General features: G+C 73.2%; 13 protein-coding genes and 1 pseudogene. 5 read left to right on the forward strand and 9 right to left on the reverse strand.

The window, feature by feature from the left end; translation table 11 throughout:
• Position 1: 1 nt before the first annotated feature.
• From ACZ58X_RS24315 to ACZ58X_RS24340, 6 genes and pseudogenes are all read right to left on the reverse strand, one after another.
• Positions 2-1331: pseudogene (locus tag ACZ58X_RS24315) on the reverse strand (pyridoxal-phosphate dependent enzyme).
• Positions 1328-2899 carry an alanine racemase gene (locus ACZ58X_RS24320; protein ID WP_470335705.1) on the reverse strand — a complete coding sequence of 524 codons (1572 nt, stop codon included), beginning with the start codon at positions 2897-2899 and terminating at the stop codon, positions 1328-1330. The pseudogene ACZ58X_RS24315 and the gene ACZ58X_RS24320 overlap by 4 nt, the downstream one beginning before the upstream one ends.
• 208 nt (positions 2900-3107) lie before the next feature.
• Positions 3108-3893: a class I SAM-dependent methyltransferase gene (locus tag ACZ58X_RS24325; RefSeq protein WP_470335706.1), complete on the reverse strand. Its 786-nt coding sequence runs from the start codon at positions 3891-3893 to the stop codon at positions 3108-3110.
• A gap of 219 nt (positions 3894-4112) precedes the next feature.
• Entirely contained in the window at positions 4113-7700 is a 3588-nt protein-coding gene (gene dnaE, locus ACZ58X_RS24330; RefSeq protein WP_470335707.1) for a DNA polymerase III subunit alpha, read from the reverse strand.
• Positions 7701-7921: 221 nt separating this feature from the next.
• Entirely contained in the window at positions 7922-8611 is a 690-nt protein-coding gene (locus ACZ58X_RS24335; protein WP_470335708.1) for a phosphonatase-like hydrolase, read from the reverse strand.
• A 5-nt stretch (positions 8612-8616) separates the two neighbouring features.
• Positions 8617-9378 (reverse strand): GntR family transcriptional regulator, encoded by a 762-nt coding sequence (locus ACZ58X_RS24340; RefSeq protein WP_470335709.1) that lies wholly within the window; start codon positions 9376-9378, stop codon positions 8617-8619.
• Between the two features lie 163 nt (positions 9379-9541).
• On the opposite strand from ACZ58X_RS24340, the gene ACZ58X_RS24345 reads away from it, so the two are divergent.
• Positions 9542-10741 (forward strand): TIGR03364 family FAD-dependent oxidoreductase, encoded by a 1200-nt coding sequence (locus tag ACZ58X_RS24345; protein ID WP_470335710.1) that lies wholly within the window; start codon positions 9542-9544, stop codon positions 10739-10741.
• Positions 10742-10854: 113 nt separating this feature from the next.
• Here ACZ58X_RS24345 and ACZ58X_RS24350 read toward each other — a convergent pair whose 3' ends face one another.
• On the reverse strand, positions 10855-11622 hold the full coding sequence (locus ACZ58X_RS24350; RefSeq protein WP_470335711.1) for a maleylpyruvate isomerase family mycothiol-dependent enzyme: 768 nt from the start codon (positions 11620-11622) through the stop codon (positions 10855-10857).
• 270 nt (positions 11623-11892) lie between these two features.
• Here ACZ58X_RS24350 and ACZ58X_RS24355 point away from each other — a divergent pair, with 270 nt between their 5' ends.
• Positions 11893-14109: a terpene synthase family protein gene (locus tag ACZ58X_RS24355; protein WP_470335712.1), complete on the forward strand. Its 2217-nt coding sequence runs from the start codon at positions 11893-11895 to the stop codon at positions 14107-14109.
• 45 nt (positions 14110-14154) lie between these two features.
• Here ACZ58X_RS24355 and ACZ58X_RS24360 read toward each other — a convergent pair whose 3' ends face one another.
• Together ACZ58X_RS24360 and ACZ58X_RS24365 are read right to left on the reverse strand one after the other, a co-directional pair.
• A complete protein-coding gene (locus tag ACZ58X_RS24360; protein WP_470335713.1) occupies positions 14155-14529 on the reverse strand; it encodes a cupin domain-containing protein in 375 nt (124 codons plus the stop codon).
• Positions 14530-14610: 81 nt separating this feature from the next.
• Positions 14611-15033, reverse strand: coding sequence for an SsgA family sporulation/cell division regulator (locus ACZ58X_RS24365; protein ID WP_470335714.1), 423 nt, complete (start codon positions 15031-15033; stop codon positions 14611-14613).
• A 316-nt stretch (positions 15034-15349) separates the two neighbouring features.
• On the opposite strand from ACZ58X_RS24365, the gene ACZ58X_RS24370 reads away from it, so the two are divergent.
• The 3 genes from ACZ58X_RS24370 to ACZ58X_RS24380 all read left to right on the forward strand — a co-directional run bounded on the left by ACZ58X_RS24370 (position 15350) and on the right by ACZ58X_RS24380 (position 18122).
• On the forward strand, positions 15350-15811 hold the full coding sequence (locus tag ACZ58X_RS24370) for a cupredoxin domain-containing protein (RefSeq protein WP_470335715.1): 462 nt from the start codon (positions 15350-15352) through the stop codon (positions 15809-15811).
• 3 nt (positions 15812-15814) lie between these two features.
• Positions 15815-16270, forward strand: coding sequence for a hypothetical protein (locus ACZ58X_RS24375; protein WP_470335716.1), 456 nt, complete (start codon positions 15815-15817; stop codon positions 16268-16270).
• Between the two features lie 160 nt (positions 16271-16430).
• Entirely contained in the window at positions 16431-18122 is a 1692-nt protein-coding gene (locus tag ACZ58X_RS24380; RefSeq protein ID WP_470335717.1) for an enoyl-CoA hydratase-related protein, read from the forward strand.
• Positions 18123-18145 lie beyond the last annotated feature (23 nt).

Here is an 18145-nt window from a genome sequence, read left to right on the forward strand (position 1 = left end):
CTCAGTCCCGGACCAGCGGCGCGCCCGCGTCGCGCCAGCCGATGATGCCGCCCGCCAGGCTGCGGGCGTCCTGGTGCCCCATCCGGGTGAGCAGCGCGGCGTACCGGACCGACTTCTCGCCGACCGGACAGGCCAGCAGGACGGGCTGGCGGGTGCCGAACGGCAGGCCGCCGTGCAGGAGTTCGTCGAACAGCTCGTCGACGATGTTGACCGAGCCCTCGATGTGCAGCGCGGCGTAGGCGAAGGGGCCGCGCAGGTCGATCACCAGCGGGCGCTCCTCGGCGATCCACTTGCGGGCGGCGTCCACGTCGACGGCCCGGGCGGCGGCCAGTTCGGCCTCGGTCAGGGTGCCGACCGAGTTCGGCCGGGCGGGCCGGTCGAACAGTTCGGGCCGGCGGTCGCGGACGTAGCCGAGGTAGCTCTCGACCCGGTCGCAGACGATGAACACGGCCGTCCGGCGCTCCTCGGTGTCCGCCAACTCGGCGTCCAGGGCGCGGAGGTGGCGCAGCGCGCCGTAGTAGGCGCCGCCGCCGGTCGGGCCGGCCAGCAGGCCGCAGCGGCGGATCAGGGTGAGCATGCCGTCGATGGCCTGCTCCGCCGTCACCGAGGCGATGCTGTCGTAGGTGTCGGGGTCGAACAGGCCGACCTCGTGCACCTCGTCGATGGTGCGGATGCCGGGGGATGAAGTCGGACTTGTGGGCGACCAGTCCGAGCACCTCGACCGCCGGGTTGTGGGCGCGCAGCACGGTCGCCACGCCGGTGGAGGAGCCGGCGGTGCCGACGCAGGCGACGAAGACGTCCGGGGCGCGGCCGTCGAGGTCGCGGACGATCTCCGGCCCGGTGCCGGTGAGGTGGGCGTCGACGTTGAGCGGGTTGAAGTACTGGTCGGTGTGCAGGTGGCCGGATCCGGCCGTGGAGAGCATCCGGTGGATGCGGGTGAGCGGGTCGTCGGTGTCGGTGGGGTCGAGGCACTCGGCGCGGCCGGGCAGTTCCTCGATCTCGGCGCCGAGCAGCAGCAGGAGGTCCTTGATCTCGGGGACCTTCATCCGGTTGGTGACGCTCTTGAACGGCAGTCCGTGCATGCCGGCGATCAGCGCGAGCGCCTTGGCGGTGTTGCCGCTGGAGAGTTCCACGACGGTGTCGCCGCAGGCGACGGCCGCGGGGAGCGCCTCGCGGATCATGTTCCAGGCGGCGCGGTCCTTGACCGAGCCGAAGGGGTTGAGCAGTTCGAGCTTGGCGTACAGGTCGATGGAGCGCAGGCCGGTCACCGCCGGGTCGATCCGGACCAGCGGGGTGTCGCCGATCGCGTCGGTGATGCTGTCGTACCTCATCCGCGTGCGTCCCCCTGGGGTGTCGCGGCCCCCGCGGCGTCGAGGGGCCAGTACTGCTCGTCGAGGCGCCAGTGCCAGGCGCCGTCCTGCCGGTAGGCGGCGACCTTGCGCGCGACGGGCTGCCGGATGGGCCCGCCGGCGTTGAAGTCCATCAGGTAGCCCGCGGTGTTGGCGAAGGCGAGCAGGTCGCCGGGGGCGGGGAGGCGGGGGAGGTGGACCACCCGACGGGTGATCAGGTCCGCCTCCAGGCAGAGGTTGCCGAGCAGGTGGACGCCCACCGGGCCGTCCGGGCCGTCCGGGCCGTCCGAGCCGTCCGAGCCGTCCGAGCCGTCCGAGCCGTCCGACGGAACGGGCCCGCCGGCGCGGGGGATCAGCACCGGGTCCATCAGCACCCCGTGGTCCTCCAACCCGGCGTCCCGGGCGTTCAGTTCCAGCCGTACCAGCCGGGGGCCGTCCGGGCCGTCCGGCCCCCGCCGCACCTCCAGGACGCGGGCGAGGGTGGCCCCGCACTGGTCGACCAGGGCCCGGCCGGGTTCGACGGCCAGGTCGTACATGTTCTCCAGCAGCAGGGTGGCCAGCGGTCGGCCGAGGGTGGGCGCGGGGTGGGAGAGCAGCTCGTCCAGGTAGGCCTCGGCGGCGACCGGGCGGTGCGCCGGGTACAGGCCCAGCGCGCCGCGCAGGGTGCCGGACTCGTTGCGCAGCCCGTAGCCGTGCCCCTGCCAGGTGAGCGCGGGCCGCCGGCCCAGGACGGCGTCGGTCAGTTCGGTGGTGTACCGCTCCCACTGGGCGGCGTCGGCCAGGTAGTTGACGCCGAAGCCGCCGCCGATGTCGATGGTGCGGGGGTGCAGGCCGCGGCGGTGGCAGTCGTCCATGATCCGGATGCAGGCTTCCAGGGCGACGGCCTTCTCGGTGATGCCGGTGGTGTCCAAGTGGTAGGCGACACCGGTGAGTTCGACGGTGTCGCGGTGGCGTTCGAGGGTGTCCAGCAGTTCGTCGAGCTGGTCGGTCGGGACGCCGAAGCGGCTCGGCCGGGTGAGGACGGTGACGCCGGGCGAGCGGAAGCCGGAGAGCCGGGGCATCACGGGCACCCGGGGGAGGGCGTGCTTGCGCACCAGGTCGGCCAGTTCGTCGAGTTCGGCCAGGGAGTCCAGGTGGACGGTGGCGCCGGTGCGGGCGGCCAGCCAGAGGAACTCGCGGTTCTTCGGGCCGGTGGCCGTGATCCGCTCGGGGGCGAGGCCGGCGCCGAGGGCGTGTTGGAGCTCGCCGAGGGAGGCGGCGTCGAGCCCGGCGTCGAGTCCGGCGCCCGGCCCGGTGTCGGTGGCGGCGAGCCGCCGGACCAGGGCGCTGGAGCGGTTGGCCTTGTGGGCGAAGTAGATCCGCCCGGTGAGGCGGTGCTTGCGGTAGACGGACCGGAAGCGGGCCAGGTTGTCGGCGAGTTGTTCGGGCAGCAGCAAGTTGAGTGGTGACCCGAGCGCGTCGACCAGGGTGTGCAGGAGGTCGGTGGTGTCCAGGAGGGATCGGAGCCGGGGCTCCAGCCGTGGTTCCAGGTACAGCGGTGAGGGCCGCATGGCGTTCAGCTTCCCGTCGGTGGTCCGGGGTGAGGGGCACACGGCACGCCGACGGGCTGCCCCGGCCGGTCGACGACCGAGGGAAACGGTAACTGTTTTCAGTTTGAATCAACAGCGATTTCTGTCACGCCATAGCAAAGACTGTGCCAATACGAACGCACTCAATCCGTTTGTGACAAAAGGGAGTTGGGCCCGGGGTCAATTCCGGTCAGCGCAGCGCCACCAGGACGGAGCTGGCGCCGTACTGCCAGACGGACCCGGCCTGGCGGAAGCCCGCCAGTCGCAGCAGTCCGGCGTGCTGGGCGGCGGACAGGCCGTTGCCGTCGCCCTCGCTGGGCGGCAGCTGCCGCTCGCGGGCCGCCAGCAGGTCGGCGAACTCGGGGATCCGCCGGGCGGCGTCCCACCACTGCGACCAGTCCTCGGCGCCGCCCACGCCCCGGCGCTGGGAGCGGCGCCGGCCGATCGCCAGCGCGAGCTCGGCGAGGGAGGGCTCCTCGGGGATCAGGTGGTCGCCGTTGACCAGGACGGCGCCGGGCCGCAGTGCGCCCGCGAGGTCCCGGTAGATCCGGAGCAGTGCCTCCGGCGGCGGGTAGTGCAGGGCGGTGGAGGAGAGCACGGCGTCCAGCGGACGGTCGAGCCCGAGGTCCTCGATCCAGCCGGGCCGCCCGATCAGGGTCTCCACCCAGCGGGTCACCCGGGGGTGTCCGGCCCGGCCGAGCGCGAGCAGCAGCGGGTCGATGTCGACGGCGATGACCTCGGCGTGCGGCAGCCGGTCGGCGACCCGCGCGGACAGCGAGCCGGGACCGCTGCCGAGGTCCGCGATCAGCGGCCGGGCGCGGTGGCCGACGACCTGCTCCACCACGTCCACCATGACGGTGAACCGCTCCTCGCGCCCCACCGCGTACCGCTCCTGCTGGCGCTCCCAGCGTTCCAGCCAGGCCCCGGCCAGGGTCGCGTCCACCGGCATGCCGACTCCCGCTGTGTCCGTGCGCATTCGAGCTCCCCGTTCGATTGCCAATGTGTGTCATGTCCATAGGGATTGGCAACGGAACCGGCCGGTGCGATCCACTGCCTGCACCGTAATGATATCCGTTTTCATCTGAGGCTCGTGCGACCACGGGTACCCATGAAACGCCCGGACCGAGCGGGGCGGGCCGAGCAGACCGGGCCGGGGCGGGCGCAGCAGTGCCCGCCCCGCCCCGGTTCCGGTCGCCTACCGCCCGGCGGACTGGTCCGCGACGGCGCGCACGGCCGCGCCGGCCCAGGCGCGGTTGCCGAGCAGGGTCTTGACGTCGGAGGCGAGCCCGTTGTCGGGGTTCACCCGGAAGCCCAGCTCGTACAGGGTGTTCTTGTCCCAGTTGGTGGTGAGCAGCCGGATCGGGACGTCCCCGGGGTGGGCCTGGAGCGCGAGCTTGAGCTCGGCGACCACCTCGGGCGTGATCCGGGAGGCCGGGACGGTGATCTGGACCGGCGGCTTGGTGCCGAGCTCGGCGGAGGAGACGTCCAGGGTGGCGATCTCCTGGCCGAAGATGCTCAGCGAGCCGTCGCGCTCGTTGAGGCGGCCGCGGACCGAGATGACGTTGTCCTCGATCATCTGCTCGGCCATCAGGTTGTAGGTGGCCGGGAAGAACAGCACCTCGACCGAGCCGTCGCGGTCGGAGAGCGTGATGATCGCCCAGGCGTTGCCCGCCTTGTTGATCCGCCGGTCCACGCCGGTGATCAGCCCGGAGAGCCGGACCTCGCCCTCGGAGCGGCCGGAGCCGAGGAGTTCGGCGATCGAGGTGTCGCGGTTCTGGGAGAGGATGTGCTCGGCGCCGTCCAGCGGGTGGCTGGAGACGTACAGGCCGAGCATCTCCCGTTCCAGGGCGAGGAGTTGGCGTCGGGGCCACTCGTTCTCGGTGAGCTGGAAGTCCAGCCCGATGGCGGGTGCCCCGTCGCCGCTGTCCAGGGCGCCGAACAGGTCGTCCTGTCCGATGGCCTGCTGCTTCTTCACCCCGGTGACGGCGTCGATGGCGCTCTCGTGGACGCTGCTGAGCGAGAGCCGGGTGTGTCCGAGCGAGTCGAAGGCGCCGGCCTTGATCAGCGAGTCGATGGTGCGCTTGTTGCAGACCACCAGCTCGACCTTGTCCAGGAAGTCGGCGAAGGAGGTGTACTTGCCCTTCTCGTCGCGGGTCCCGACCAGGGACTCGATCACCGGCACGCCCACGTTGCGCACGGCCTTGAGGCCGAAGCGGACGTCGCTGCCGACGGCGGTGAAGTCGACCACCGACTCGTTGACGTCGGGGGAGAGGATCTTGATGCCCATCTGCCGGCACTCGGCCAGGTAGACGGCCATCTTGTCCTTGTCGTCGGCGACCGAGGTGAGCAGCGCCGCCATGTACTCGGCCGGGTAGTTGGCCTTGAGGTAGGCGGTCTGGTACGAGACCAGGCCGTACGCGGCGGAGTGCGATTTGTTGAACGCGTAGCCGGCGAACGGGACCAGCACGTCCCACACCGCCTGGATCGCCTCGTCGGAGTAGCCGCGTTCCTTGCAGCCCGCGTGGAAGGGCACGAACTCCTTCTCCAGCACCTCCTTCTTCTTCTTGCCCATCGCGCGGCGCAGCAGGTCTGCCTGTCCGAGCGAGTAGCCGGCCAGCACCTGGGCGGCTCGCTGCACCTGCTCCTGGTAGACGATCAGGCCGTAGGTGGGGCCGAGGACGTCCTTGAGCGGTTCCTCCAGCTCGGGGTGGATCGGGATGATCTCCTGCTGGGCGTTCTTGCGCAGCGCGTAGTTGGTGTGCGAGTTCATGCCCATCGGGCCGGGCCGGTACAGCGCGGAGACGGCGGAGATGTCGGCGAACTCGGTGGGCTTCATCAGCTTGAGCAGGGCGCGCATGGGGCCGCCGTCGAGCTGGAACACGCCCAGGGTGTCGCCGCGGGCGAGCAGCTGGTATGTGGTGGGGTCGTCGATCGGGATCTTCTCGATGTCGACGTCGACGCCCCGGTTGGCCTTCACGATCTTGATGCAGTGGTCGATGATGCCCAGGTTCCGCAGACCCAGGAAGTCCATCTTGATCAGGCCCATGGCTTCGCACGACGGGTAGTCGAAGCCGGTGATGATCACGCCGTCCTTGTCCCGCATGTGCAGCGGGATCAGGTCGAGCAGCGGGGTCGAAGAGAGGATGACGGCCGCGGCGTGCACGCCGGTGCCGCGGATCAGGCCCTCGATGCCGCGCCCGGTGTCGATGATCTTCTTGACGTCGGGCTCGTTCTGGTACAGCGCCCGGATCTCGGTGCCCTCGTTGTACCGGGAGTGCTTCTCGTCGAACAGGTCGGCCAGCGGCACGCCCTTGCCCATGACGTCCGGCGGCATCGCCTTGGTGATCCGGTCGCCCATCGCGAACGGGTAGCCGAGGATGCGGTTGGCGTCCTTCACGGCCGCCTTGGCCTTGATGGTGCCGAAGGTGTTCACCTGGGCCGTGTACGCGGCGCCGTACTTCTCGGTCACGTAGCGGACCATCTGGTCGCGCTGGCGGTCGTCGAAGTCGATGTCGACGTCCGGGGGGTTGATGCGCTCGGGGTTGAGGAAGCGCTCGAACAGCAGGTCGTGCTCCAGCGGGTCCAGCTGGGTGATGCCGGTGAGGTAGGCGACCATCGAGCCGGCCGCCGAGCCACGGCCGGGGCCGACCGGGATGCCGTTGTCCCGGCCGTACTGGCAGATGTCGGCGACCACGAGGAAGTAGGCGTCGAACCCCATCGGGGTGATGACGCCCATCTCCAGCTCGATCCGGTCCAGCACCTCCTGGCTCGGGCTGTCGCCGTACCGGTGCTGGAGCCCGATCTCGATCTTCTTGCGCAGGTAGGAGGCCTGGGTCTCGCCCTCGGGCACGTCGAACTGGGGCATCCGGTCGACGTAGGTGAAGACCTCGTCGTACGACTCGATCCGCTCGGCGATCGCGAGGGTGTTGTCACAGGCCTCCGGCAGCTCGCGGAAGAGCTCGCGCATCTCCTCGGCGGTCTTCACGTAGTAGCCGGTGCCCTGGAACTTGAACCGGTTCGGGTCGTCCTTGTTCTTGCCCACGCCGACGCAGAGCAGGCTGTCGTGGGCGTCCGCCTGGTCGGCGGTCACGTAGTGCGAGTCGTTGGTGGCCAGCAGCGGGATGTTCAGGTCCTTGGCCAGGCGCAGCAGGTCCTCGCGGACGTCCTTCTCGATGGAGAGGCCGTGGTCCATCAGCTCCAGGAAGTAGTTCTCCTTGCCGAAGATGTCCTGGTAGGCGCCGGCTGCCTTGACCGCCTCGTCGTACTGGCCGAGCCGCAGCCGGGTCTGCACCTCGCCGGAGGGGCAGCCGGTGGTGGCGATGATGCCGGTCGCGTTGGCGGCGATCAGCTCGCGGTCCATCCGGGGCTTCATGTAGTAGCCCTCCATCGACGCGAGCGAGGAGAGCTTGAAGAGGTTCCGCAGGCCGGTGGCGTTCTGCGCCCACATGGTCATGTGGGTGTAGCGGCCGCCGCCGGAGACGTCCTTGCCGCCCTCGCCGTCGGCGCCGGTGGGGCGCTGGCCGCCGGGCGACCAGAACACCTGCTTCTTGAGGAAGCGGGAGGCCGGGGCGACGTACGCCTCGATGCCGATGATCGGCTTCACCCCGGTCTTGGCGGCGGCGTGGAAGAACTCGTAGGCGCCGAACATGTTGCCGTGGTCGCTCATCGCGATGGCGGGCATGCCCTGTCTCTCCGCCTCGGCGAACAGCTTTCCGTTCTTCGCCGCCCCGTCCAGCATCGAGTACTCGGTGTGGACGTGCAGGTGCGCGAAGCTGTCGGACACGGCGCTTTGCTCCTCGGTGGACCGGGGGTACGGAAGCCGTCCACGTTAGCGCCTCGGCGCTGGGGGTGCGGCATTCCGGGGGCGGGGGCGGCGGACCCTGACGAGATCCTCTCGTCGCCTTGACAAGACGCCTTGACAGACGCCTCGACGGACGCCTCGACGGACGCTCCCGCCGCCGGTGCGCGATCCGGCGGCGGGAGCGGCGGGGGCAGGCCGGGCGGTCAGGCGGTGGGGGTGGCCTCGGGGAGGGCGGGGATCTCGGTGACGCCGGCCAGCACGTGGGTCTGCGGGTGCCCGTCGAAGTCGGCCCGGTCGAGCTCCCCGGTCAGCACCCCGACGACCACGCCGGCCCCGGCGTTGCGGCCGGCCTCGACGTCGACCACGGTGTCCCCGGCGGTCAGCACCCGGCGGGTGTCGATCACCCCGGTCTTCTCCATCGCCCGGTGGATCATGTGCGGGGCCGGGCGGCCGCGCGGCACCTCGTCCGAGGTGACGACGGCGTCCAGGTTGCCGCCCTCGCCGGTGGACCAGCCGAGCGACTCCAGCAGCGGGTAGGCGACGTCGTCGCTGAACCCGGTGGTGAGCGCGACCTTGATGCCGCGGCGGCGCAGCTCGGCCAGCGCCTCCTCGACGCCCTCGATGGCCTGCGGGGGGTTGGCGCGGTAGGCCTCGCGCAGGAACTCCGCGAAGGCCGCGTAGCTCTCCTCGACCAGCTCCGGGGTGGGGGTGCCGCCGCCGATGCGGACCAGGGCGGCGATGGCCTCGCGCTTGTCGGTGCCCATCCAGGTCTGGAGGTCGGCCTCGGCGACGGCCACCCCGTTGCGTTCGACGGCGGTGCGCAGCGCGCGGTAGACGGCGCCGGACTCGTTGATGGTGGTACCGGCCATGTCCAGGGCGGCGAGCTCGATCACGGTGTTCAGTCCTCTTCGGTGCGGTAGCGGCCGATCACGGTTCGGCCTTCGACGGTGTTCTCGATGGTGAAGGTTGCCATCGCGGGCAGGTAGCGGTCGTCGGCGTCCTCCAGCGGCACGCCCCGGCCGGAGGTGGTGAGCCGGCGCACCCGCAGCAGCGGGTCCCCGGGGGCGATCCGCAGGAGCTCGGCGTCGCGCGGCCCGGCGGCGACGGCGTCGATGGTGTGCCGGGCGTGGTGCAGGTCGACCTCGCGGCGCAGCAGCTCCTGGTAGACCGAGCCGGTGTCCGGGTCGAAGTCGAACAGGACGCGGCCGACCTCGTGGACGAAGGTGGAGCGTTCGAGCATGGCCGGGACGCCGTCCAGCAGCCGCAGGCGGACGAGCTCGACCACCGGCTCGCCCTCGGCGAGGCCGAGCCGGGCGGCCGCCTCCGGGGCGGCCCGGCGGCGGGCCACCTCCAGGGTGTGCTGCCCGGGCTCGCGGCCGATGCTGCGGGCCCACTGGGTGAAGGACAGGAAGGTGCCGAAGGGCTGGGAGGGCGTGGTGCGGCGGGCGACGGGCGGTTTGCCGCGTCCGCCGACCAGGTTGCCCGCGGTCCGCAGCATGGCCAGGGCCTGGCGGACCGGGCCGCGGGAGGTGCCGAACTCGGCGCAGAGCTGCGACTCGCTGGGCACCGGCTCACCCTCGGGCCACTCGCCGGACTCGATGCGGCGCAGGAACTCCGCGCCGAGCCGTTGGTGGAGGGGGAGGTCCTCACTTGTCTTCACAAGTCGACTATGACACCCGGGGCCGGAACTTCTCAAGGCCGGTCCACCTGCAGATTCTTCTGTTCATCCAGGTTCTCCCGAAGATCGTCCGGCGGGTGAACAAGGGGTGACTTGTACATACATCTCTTGACTCCGGTGCGCGCCGGCCGCTTGGCTGGGTCCCATGAGCAGCAGCAGCGCATCCGCAACCACCCCCGCCGTCTCCCCCTCGCGCGACACCGCCGGCGCGCCCGGCCGCAGCGACGTGGTGATCGTCGGCGCCGGCATCGTCGGCCTGGCCCACGCCTTCGAGGCCCTCGGCAACGGACTGTCCGTCACCGTGGTGGAGCGCGACCGGCGGCCGGTCGGCGCCTCGATCCGCAACTTCGGCCACTGCTGCATCACCGCCCAGGACGGCGAACTGCTCGGCCTGGCCCGGCGCTCCCGCTCCGGCTGGCTGCGCGCCGCCGCGGCGGCCGGCTTCTGGGCCGAGGAGGCCGGCGCGCTGGTGGTGGCCCGGTCGGAGACCGAGGCGGCCGTGCTGGCCGAACTGCACGCCGAGCGCGGCGCGGACGCCGTACGGCTGCGCACCGCCGGGCAGACGGCCGAGGCGCTCGGCCGCGCGGGCGGCGAGGCCGGGGACCTGGTCGGCGGCGCGCTGCTGCCCGCCGACCTGCGGGTCAACCCGCGCGAGGCCGCGCCCGCGCTGGCCCGCTGGGTCGCCGAGCACCCGCGCGGCCGGGTGCTGTGGGGCACCGCCGTCACCGGCGTCGAGTCCGGCGCCGTGCACACCACCCGGGGCCCGGTGCACGGCGACCGGATCCTGGTCTGCGTCGGCCACGACCTCGACTACCTGTTCCCCGACATCGCCGAGGACCACGAGATCGAGCGCTGCCGCCTGAGCATGGCCCGGGCCGAGGCCCCGGCCGGGTTCCGCACCAACGCGGCGGTGCTGACCGCCACCTCGATGCTGCGCTACGACGCCTTCACCACCCAGCCGTCGGCCGCTCCGCTGCGCGCCGAGGTGCTCGGCCACAGCGCGGAGCTGCTGGGGATCGGCGCCAATGTGATGTTCACCCGGCTGCCGGACGGCACCGTGCTGGTCGGCGACTCGCACCACTACGACGCCACCACCCCGCCGTTCGTCGACGAGCGCACCCACGAGCTGCTGATCGCCGCCGTCGCCCGGGTGCTGGGCGTGCCGGACCTGCGGATCCTGGAGCGCTGGCAGGGCGTCTACGCCAGCAGTGCGCGCGGCCAGCTGCTGGTGCGCGACCTGGCCCCGGGGGTACGGGCGATATCCGTCACCTCGGGCGTCGGCATGACCCTCTCCTTCGGCCTGGCGGCCGCCACCTTCGACGGCACCCTGGCCGCGACCGCCTGAGCCCACGCGCCCGGACGGACGGGCCGGCGGCCCGCTCGTGGGGCGGAACGACGACCGGCCGGGCCCGCGACGGGCCCGGCCGGTGACGTGTCCGGACGAGTGCCCGGCGCGGGTCAGAACGCCGAGTGGGCGAACCAGTGCGCCAGCAGCTCCTCGTCCCCGGCGAGCTCGACCCCGGCCGCGGTGCGGTCCAGGCGCCCGTACAGGAGCAGCAGCAGCTCGGCGGCGCCCGCCCGGACGGTGGCGTCGGCGGCCGCGTCGGAGCCGTCGAGGTCGGATGCCTCCAGGCCGAAGCCGTCGGGGCGCAGCCGGACGAGCCAGTCGCCCTCGCCGTCGGTGCGGGTGAAGCGGATGGTCCGGTGGTCGGCGCGCAGCTCGGCCGTCCCGGGGGCGAAGAGGGTGGCGAAGGGCAGGTTGGTCAGGAACTCGGCCACGCCGTCGGCGGCGAGGGCCGGGTCGATCTCCGGCTCCAGGCCGAGCGCGGTCTCGGCGTCGACGCGGTGGACCAGGGTCTCGAAGAGCATCCGGCGCACCCAGAACCTGGCGTGCTGGTCGGCGCCCCAGGCCCACATCGGCTCGTCGAGGTCGCCCTCGGCGAACGCGGCGGCGGCCTCCCGGGCGGACTCGGCCAGCCAGGCCGGGTACTGCTCGGCGCCCTCGGGCAGCCGCAGGTCGACGTCCCGGCTGCGCGGCGGCTGCTGGATCCGCTGCCGGAGCAGGACGGTGAACCAGCGGTGCACGCTGCCGGTGTGGCGGACGAGGTCGGCGAGCGTCCAGCCGGGGCAGCCGGGCACCGGGAGGGCCGGGTCGGCGTCCTGGACGGCGGTGACGAAGCGGGCGGTCTCGGCGGTGACGGCGGCGCCGTGGTCCAGCGGGGTCATGAGGGCTGTCTCCAGTGCTTACGAGGGTGCGTGCGAGGGTGCCGACGAGTGCCTGCGAGGCTCGTGGCGGCCCGGGCCGGATCGCGCCCGATGGCTTGCGCCCTCAATTTTTCATCAGCTGAAACAATCGCCACGACGCTAGGCCTGAAAGGTTGAGCCTGTCAAGTAACTCTGCGCAGGCCCCGCAGGTCCGGGCCGCCGCGGTGACCGGCCCCGGCGGGGGTCGTTGAGCAGGGCGCCGGACCTCCCCGCGAGAAAGCGTGCAGCCACGTGCCCCAGCCCTTCGAACTCCCCGCCTTCTACCTGCCGTACCCCGCCCGCCTCAACCCCCGGCTGGCGGAGGCGCGCGAGCACTCCCGGCAGTGGGCCCGGCGGATGGGCATGCTGGAGGGCTCGGGCATCTGGGAGCAGCGGGACCTCGACGCCCACGACTACCCGCTGCTGTGCGCCTACACCCACCCGGACTGCGACGGTCCCGAGCTCTCGCTGATCACCGACTGGTACGTCTGGGTGTTCTTCTTCGACGACCACTTCCTGGAGACCTTCAAGCGCACCCAGGACCGGGCCGGCGGGAAGGCGTACCTGGACCGGCTGCCCGCCTTCATGCCGCTGAACCTCCCCTTCTCGATGCCCGAGCCGCAGAACCCGGTCGAGGCGGGCCTCGCCGACCTCTGGCTGCGCACCGTCCCCGGCACCTCGCGGCAGTGGCGCGAACGCTTCGCGCTGAGCACCGGGCACCTGCTCGAGGAGTCGATCTGGGAGCTGTCGAACATCGGCATCGGCCGGATCCCCAACCCGGTCGAGTACATCGAGATGCGCCGCAAGGTGGGGGGCGCGCCCTGGTCCGCCGGGCTGGTGGAGCACGCGGCGGGCGCCGAGGTCCCGGCGGCGGTCGCCGGCACCCGGCCGCTGCGGGTGCTCCGGGACGCCTTCTCGGACGCGGTGCACCTGCGCAACGACCTGTTCTCCTACCAGCGCGAGACCGAGGAGGAGGGTGAACTGAGCAACGGCGTCCTGGTGCTGGAGACCTTCCTCGGCGTCACCACCCAGGAGGCGGCCGACCGGGTCAACGACCTGCTGACCTCCCGGCTCCAGCAGTTCGAGGACACCGCGCTGACCGAACTGCCCCCGCTGTTCGCCGACCACGGCCTCGGCCCGGACGAGGCGGCCCGGGTGCTCGCGTACGTCAAGGGGCTGCAGGACTGGCAGTCGGGCGGGCACGAGTGGCACCTGCGGTCGAGCCGCTACATGAACGGCGGTGGCGTGAACGGCGGCGGCCCGAAGGGGAGTTCGGGTCTCCCGCTGGGCGGCCTCGGCACCTCGGCGATGGACCTCGAGCGGCTGGGCGCCGCGACCGGCGCGCAGCGGGTACGGAACTTCTCCTTCGTCCCGCACCGGCGCACCGGGCCGTCCCTGGTGCCCGCACTCCGGTCCCCGGGCGAGGTGCGGGTCAGCCCGCACCTGGCGCAGGCCCGGCAGGGGTCGATGGGGTGGGCCGAACGGATGGGCATGCTCGCCCCCGAACCGCGCGCCGGCGGCCGACCGGTGTGGAGCGAACGGACCCTCGCCCGCTCCGACTTCGGCCTGCTGGGTGCCGTCACCCTGCCGGACCTCGGCGCGGAGCAGCTGGCCGCCGCCGTCAGCTTCATCACCTGGGGCTGCTACGGCGACGACTACTTCGACGCCGCCTACGGGCAGTCGCGCGACCTGGCCGGGGCCAAGCTGGCCGCCGCCCGCCTGCTGGCGCTCACCGCACCGGACCCGGCCGCACCCGTCGCCCCTGCGGACGCGCTGGAGCGCGGTCTCGCCGACCTCTGGTCCCAGCTCGCCGCCCAACTGCCGTCCACCGCACAGGACACCGTCCGGCGCGTCCTGACGGACCTGCTGGAGGGCTGGGTGACGGAGGTCGCCAACCTGGCCCACCACCGCATCCCCGACCCGGTCGACTTCCTGGAGGTGCGCCGGCAGACCGTCGGCGGGGAGTTCTTCACCACGGTCCCCGGCCTGCTGCGCGGCGAGGCGCTTCCGCCCGAGGTCCGGGCCAGCGGCACGATGCGGGCCGTGGAACTCGCGGTGATCGACCACTCCGCCCTGGTCAACGACCTGTACTCGTACCAGCGGGAGGTCGAGTTCGAGGGCGACTTCCACAACTCGGCCCTGGTCGCGGAGCACTTCTTCGACTGCGGGTACCGGGAGGCGGCGCACGTCGTCGCCGACCTCGTGGACGCCAGACTGGACCAGTTCGAGCACCTGGTGGCCGCCGAACTGCCCGTCCTCTGCGCGGACTTCCGGCTCGGTGCGGCCGCCCGGCAGGCCGTCGACGAGCACGTCCGCCACCTGCGGGCCTTCCTGGCCGGCAACCTGGACTGGCACGGGCGCAGCGGCCGCTTCACGGAGGCCGAACTGCGCCGCCACCACGGCCGCGAGCTGTCGGGCCCGACCGGCCTCGGCACCTCCGCCAGCCGGCTCCCGCTGCCGGCCCGCTGAGCCGGGGTTGGGGGCCGGGGGCCGGGGGCTGGGGGCCGGGAGCGGCTACCCGGCCGGCGCGGGGCGCACGGTGAGGCCCGGCCGGCGGCGGTGGACGGTGAGGTAGACCAGGCCGTCCTCGCCCGCGCCGACCGCCCGCCGCGCGCCGTGCGGCAGCCAGGCGGTGCAGCCGGGGGAGAGCAGCTGCCGGCCGTTGGCCGTCTCCAGGTGGCCGCTGCCGTCGAGCACCTGGACCAGCACGTCGAGGTCCGGCTCCACATGGGCCGCGACCTCGGCGTTCGCCGGCAGGCGGACGATGTTGGCGTCGAGCTGGCGGCCCTCCTCCTCCAGCCGCCACAGCGCCCCGCTGCGGTCGGCGGGGGCCCGGTGCAGCAGGGACTCCAAGTGGGTGAGCACACCTGGTCCGGGGTGGGACGTCAACGCGGCCTCCTGCGGGCGAGCGGCGGTGGGGGGTTCGGCCCGTGGATTCTACGGAGGATCACCAGGATCACCGGGCGCCCCTCAGTCAGCGGTGAGCAGCCGGGCGAGGGCCGTGTCGACGTCCAGGTGGTCGGACTCCGCCCCGGCGGGCACCAGCGCGAAGGAGTCCGAGAGGAACGCCGTGACGAGGTCCTCCGGGGCGCTCACCACGGCCCGGCCGACCGGCCCCCGGAGGGTGATCAGCACCTCGCCCGCGGCGCCCGGGCGGATCCGCACGTCCCCGCTGCCGACCGGGCCGAGCCGGCCCTCGTTGAGCAGTTCGCGGCTGAAGTACCAGCACACCCGGGCGGCCTCGCCGGTGCACCGGCACGGGGTCAGCGGGAACGCCAGGCAGGCCGCGTACGGGAGGCCGGCGTCGAAGCGGAGTTCCGCCGCGACCGGGACGTCGGGCGCCGGGCCGTCGGGGAAGGTGACGGGCACCGGGCGGACGGTGGACAACTGCATCGGTTCGGCCTCCTGCGATCGCGACCCGCCGGACCGGTGCGGCCCGCCGTACCCGGGGCGCCTACCCGGTGTGCCGACCGGCAGCGGGCGGGGGAGGAATCTGCACAATTCCCCCGCATCGCCGGGGCGTCGTGCGTCGGGCGTCGCGGGTCGGTCGTCGGGTCGTCGGGCGCCGGTACGGGCCGTCGCATTCACTCACACGGATGAAACGGTGGGCTGTCCGGCGTCCTCGGCGTAGCCGCGACCGGCCCGTGGCGGCGGAGGCTGGGAAGCGCGCCGCTCCCGCCGCCGCACCCCTCCCGAACGGAGCCCGTCCGTGACCAGCCACCGGCCCCTCCAGGCAGCCGCCGCGCTGCTGCTCTCCGCCGCCCTCGCGGCCTGCTCCAGCTCCGGCACCCCGTCCAACGGCACCACCTCGAACGGTGCGCCCTCGGGCGCGGTCACCAGCCCCGTGCAGGGCGGCGGCGTCGCCACCAGCCCCGCGCAGAGCAGCAGCGCCGCGACCGGCCCCGCGCAGAGCAGCACCGGCGCCCTCCAGGTCGTCATCAAGAACTTCGCCTTCGCCCCCGCGACCCTGACGGTGAAGGTCGGCCAGACCGTCACCGTGATGAACCAGGACTCCACCGCCCACACCCTGACGGCCTCGGACAAGTCCTTCGACACCGGGACGATCCAGCCCGGCGCCAGCGCCACCTTCACCGCCCCGCAGCAGACCGGCGACCACCCGTACATCTGCACCATCCACCCGTTCATGCACGGCACCCTCACCGTCGGCTGACCCGTGGCCCCCCGCACCCACGCCCGCCCCCGCGACCGGCGGCGGCCCGCCGAACTGCTCCTGCGCCTGCTGGCCGTCGCCGGGCTCGCCGTGGACGCGGCCGTCCACGCCCGGCTCGCCGACCGGTACGACGCCATCGGCGACAGCATCAGCCAGGGCACGCTGTTCCGGGCCGAGGCCGCCGCCGCCAGCCTCGCCGCGCTGCTCCTGCTGCTCGGGCGCCGCCGCTCCGCCGTCCTCTTCGGCTGGCTGGTCGCCGCCTCCGGCCTCGGCGCCCTGCTGCTCTACCGCTACGTCGACGTCGGCACGCTCGGACCGCTGCCGAACATGTACGAGCCGATCTGGTTCACCGACAAGACCCTGGCCGCCTGGGCCGAGGGCATCGCCACGGTGGCGCTCACCGTCCTGCTGCTGCTCGGCCTCCGCCGCCGACGCAGGGAACCCGAGGAACCCGCCTGAGCGGAGGGACCGCTCGAACGGGTGCTCGCGGTGGGCGCGCCCGGGCCGGTCCCCGCCGCTCGGGTGAACGGGCGGCGCGGCGGGGGCGACGGGCCCGGTGGCGGATGGGGCGGAGGCGATGATCGCCGGGTTCCCCGGGCCCTCACCGTCGGAGGCGGACATGCGGATCCTGCTCCTCGCCAGCGCGTTCAACAGCCTGAGCCAGCGGCTGCACGCCGAACTGCGCGACCGCGGTCACCGTGTCGATGTCCAACTGGCGGGTGATGACGAGGAGTTGCTGGCGACGGTGGACCGGCTGCGACCGGAGCTGGTGCTCGCGCCGATGCTTCGCAGCGCGATCCCGCGCACGCTCTGGGCCGCGCTCACCTGCCTGGTCGTCCACCCCGGCCCGCCGGGCGACCGCGGCCCGTCCTCGCTGGACCGGGCGGTCCAGGAGGGCCGCACCGAATGGGGCGTCACGGTGCTCCAGGCCGAGGCGGAGATGGACGCCGGACCGGTCTGGGCCTGGGCGCCCTGCCGCTTGCCGGAGCGCGGCAAGAGCGACCTCTACCGCAACGAGGTCTCCGACGCGGCCGTCACGGCCGCGCTGCTCGCCGTGGAGCGCTTCGCCTCCGGCACGTACACCCCGCAGCCGCAGCACGGCCCCGGCTGGCACGGGACGGTGTGCACCCGGCCGTCGCTGCGCCAGGAGGAGCGCCGGATCGACTGGACGGCCGACCCCACCGAGGAGGTGCTGCGCCGGCTCCGCGCCGCGGATTCCCGGCCCGGAGTGCTGGACGCGTTGTGCGGCGCCGAGTGGTACCTGCACGGCGGCCACCGGGAGCCGCTGCTGCGCGGACGCCCGGGCGAGCTGCTCGCCACCCGGGCCGGCGCGGTGTGCCGGGCCACCCCGGACGGCGCAGTGTGGCTCCCCGAACTGCGCCGCCGCCGCACGCCGGGCGGGCCCGCGACGGTCAAGCTCCCGGCGGTGACCGCGCTCGGCGCCCTGCTGCCGCCCCTGCCGGAGCACCCGGCACCGCTGACGGCGGACGAGGGCGAGCACCCGGGCTGGTCGGACCTGGGCTACCGCGAGGACGGCCCGGTGGGCTTCCTGCGGTTCTCCTTCCCCGGCGGGGCGATGTCCGCCGGGCACTGCCGCCGGCTGCTGGCCGCGTACCGCTTCGCGCTCGGCCGCCCGACCTCGGTGCTGGTGCTCGGCGGCGGCCGGGACTTCTTCTCCAACGGCATCCACCTCAACGTGATCGAGGCCGCGCCGGATCCGGCCGCCGAGTCCTGGGCGAACATCACCGCGATGGACGACCTGGTCGCCGAGGTGCTCACCACCACCGACCGGCTGGTGGTCGCCGCCGTCGGCGGGAACGCCGCGGCCGGCGGGGTGATGCTGGCGCTGGCCGCCGACGAGGTGTGGTGCCGGGCCGGTTCGGTGCTCAACCCGCACTACCGGCTGATGGGACTGCACGGCTCGGAGTACTGGACGTACACCCTGCCGCGCCGGGTGGGCGCGGCGCAGGCGGAGCGGCTGACCGAGCGGGCCCTGCCGGTGTCCGCGGCGGCCGCCGAGCGGATCGGCCTGGTCGACCGGGTGATCGGCGCCGGACCGGAGGAGTTCGGGGCGCACACGGCCCGGCTGGCGGGGCTGCTGGCCGCCTCGCCGTCCCTCCACCGGCGGATCGTGGCGAAGAAGGCGGCGCGCGAGGCCGACGAGCGGGCGAAGCCGCTGGAGGCGTACCGGGCGGAGGAGCTCGCGGTGATGCGCCGGCAGTTCTTCACACCCGAATCGCCGTACCACGCGCTGCGGTCCGCGTTCGTGCGCAAGCAGCCGGTGCCCGCCGGGCTCCGCGCCGCGCCGTGACCCGAACGGCCGGTCCGGCTTGC

Source organism: Kitasatospora sp. NPDC040550 (genome assembly GCF_055594965.1).